General features: G+C 71.6%; 2 protein-coding genes and 4 tRNA genes. 2 read left to right on the plus strand and 4 right to left on the minus strand.

The genetic code is table 11. From position 1 onward, the window contains the following. Positions 1–243: 243 nt before the first annotated feature. Entirely contained in the window at positions 244–690 is a 447-nt protein-coding gene (locus QCD68_RS17105) for a hypothetical protein (RefSeq protein WP_301223880.1), read from the plus strand. Between the two features lie 13 nt (positions 691–703). Here the strand turns inward: QCD68_RS17105 and QCD68_RS17110 are convergent, their stop codons facing one another. The 4 genes from QCD68_RS17110 to QCD68_RS17125 form a co-directional block, all read right to left on the minus strand. Beyond that, positions 704–1,279 carry a hypothetical protein gene (locus QCD68_RS17110; RefSeq protein ID WP_301223881.1) on the minus strand — a complete coding sequence of 192 codons (576 nt, stop codon included), beginning with the start codon at positions 1,277–1,279 and terminating at the stop codon, positions 704–706. Between the two features lie 200 nt (positions 1,280–1,479). After that, positions 1,480–1,551 (minus strand) — tRNA-Val (locus QCD68_RS17115). A 23-nt stretch (positions 1,552–1,574) separates the two neighbouring features. Then, a tRNA-Cys gene (locus QCD68_RS17120) sits at positions 1,575–1,648 on the minus strand. Positions 1,649–1,734: 86 nt separating this feature from the next. After that, positions 1,735–1,806, minus strand: a tRNA-Gly gene (locus tag QCD68_RS17125). Positions 1,807–2,054: 248 nt separating this feature from the next. On the opposite strand from QCD68_RS17125, the gene QCD68_RS17130 reads away from it, so the two are divergent. Further along, a tRNA-Val gene (locus tag QCD68_RS17130) sits at positions 2,055–2,127 on the plus strand. The last annotated feature ends 134 nt before the right edge of the window (positions 2,128–2,261 follow it).

Raw genomic sequence — 2,261 nt, forward strand, 5'->3', positions numbered from 1 at the left:
GCCCGCCCCGGGGCGGGCGCGCGGGGGGGGGGGCGCGCCCCCCCCCCCCGCCGGGCGGGGCGCCCGGGGCCCCGGGGGCCCGGGCCCCCCGGCCCGTCGTCGGTGCGGGCGACCGAGACCGATCCGACGGGTGACGTGGGCGTTCAGTCGTGCCACGCTGGAGGGCATGACGACCGACCTGGTGGAGCGCGGGGTGCGGGCGGCGTGACCGCGACGGACAGACTGCGGACGACCCGGCTGCGCGTGAGCCGGGCGCTGATCGCTGCCGCTGCCCTGTCGTGGGTGCCGTCGCTCGTGGTGGTGCTCGTGCGGACGACGTGGACCGCTGCGCCGACGCGGATCCCGGTGCACTGGTCGGGAGCCGGCGCCGACCAGTGGGGCTCGGCGTCGTCGCTGTTCTGGACGCTGCTCGTGCCGGGGTTGGCCGGCGCGGTCCTCTGCTCGGTGCTCGCCGTGCCGCTGTCGTCCGACGTCAGCCGCCTCGGCGCCGCCGGGGTCCTGGGTGGCATCACCGCCGGGACCGGAGCGATCACGACCGTGTGGGTCGCGGCACTGCTGAGCGCCGCCCGTGCGCCTGCACCGTTCCTCGTCGTGCTGGGCGCAGTCGTCTGGGGTGGCCTGGTGTTCGGCGTGTGTCTGCTCCGAGGAGCGGGCAGGTCGACCTCGGACACGACGGATGTCGACGGCTAGGGGCCGACCCCCGTCACGCAGCCGGCTGTCGGTGCGCGACGTCGACCGTGTGGAGGACCGCGAGGAACCGGCGGCGGCGTCGGTCCTGCACGAGCGCAGTGACGACCGCGGCGACGACGATCCCGACGGCGGCGATGAAGAGGACGACGGTGGACCCCTCCACCCCGGTGCGGCCGAGCATCAGCGCCAACTGGTTCATCCCGATCGAGAGCCCGAGGCCGGCGTTCTGCACCGCATCGACCACGATGGAGTCCCGCGACGCGCGGGCGTACTCCCCGGCCACCCGTCGGTCGTCCTCGGTCAGCCCGTCCACGGAACCGCGCCGTACCGCCCGACGGAGTCGACGAAGAGCATCGACGTCGCCGAAGCGCCGCCCGTTGGACCAGCTCGTCCCGAGCGACGCCCGCAGCGTGAACGCCGTGATCACGACGGAGAGGCCGGCGATCGAGGACCCGAACGCCACCGATCGCCAGTCGAACCCGGCGGCCAGGCTGATGAGCAGGCTCCCCAGGACGGCAGCGCTCAGTCCGACCACGAGCAGGCGGGTGACGACGACCCGCATCACCAGGCGTCCGTCCCCGTTCGTCACACTGTGCACGGTGCCCCCTCGGCGTCGGTCGTCCCGAGCCTACGCAGTGTCCGGCACGGCAGTCCCTCACCAGGTGGCGCAGGAGCCAGGTGCTCCTTCGTGGCGGAGCAGACGATGGGTGCATCTGGTCGCAACGTCAAAACGTCGAAACGGAGCCGGAAAACACGAAAACCCCCGGTTTCCCGGGGGTCTTCGTTCTGTGGGCGATACTGGGATCGAACCAGTGACCTCTTCCGTGTCAGGGAAGCGCGCTACCGCTGCGCCAATCGCCCAGATGAGTTCCGCCGGAGCGGACTGGAGGTGGGGACGGGATTCGAACCCGCGTGGACGGCTTTGCAGGCCGCTGCCTCGCCTCTCGGCCACCCCACCATCAAGGTCCACGTCTGGCGTAGTACCCGATCGGTGGGATACCTCTTCTGGAGAGTTGCTGTCTTCCGGAGAAGACAGGCACCTCGAGCGGATGACGAGATTCGAACTCGCGACCCTCACCTTGGCAAGGTGATGCGCTACCACTGCGCCACATCCGCATGGCCTGACCTGAGTCACACCGGTGTTGTCCGACCCGCTCTCGCGGCGACTCGTAAACTGTACCCAGTTCACGCTGTTTCTCCAAAACCCGTTCCGTTCACCGGGCGTGTCCCCCGGGTTCATGCGGATCGGCGGGGTCTCCACGGGCCTCCAGGCCGCCCGCCCGGCCAGCGACGCGCGCGACAGACGGACGGTGTTCCGACCACGGCCGGACATCCGCTACTATCGATCCGCACGCAAGTGCGACGGGCGATTGGCGCAGTTGGTAGCGCGCTTCGTTCACACCGAAGAGGTCATCAGTTCGAGTCTGGTATCGCCCACGTGCCCGTTCCGGGCAGTCGAAACACCCGAAGAGCCCCCCCCCCCCCCCGCGGGGGCGTGCCCACCCCGCCCCCCGGCCCCCCCGCACCCGCCGCCCCCCACGGGGCGCCTGACCCCCCGCGCCCGCCCGGGG

It is taken from the genome of Curtobacterium sp. PsM8, assembly GCF_030433875.1.
Taxonomy (GTDB): Bacteria; Actinomycetota; Actinomycetes; order Actinomycetales; family Microbacteriaceae; genus Curtobacterium.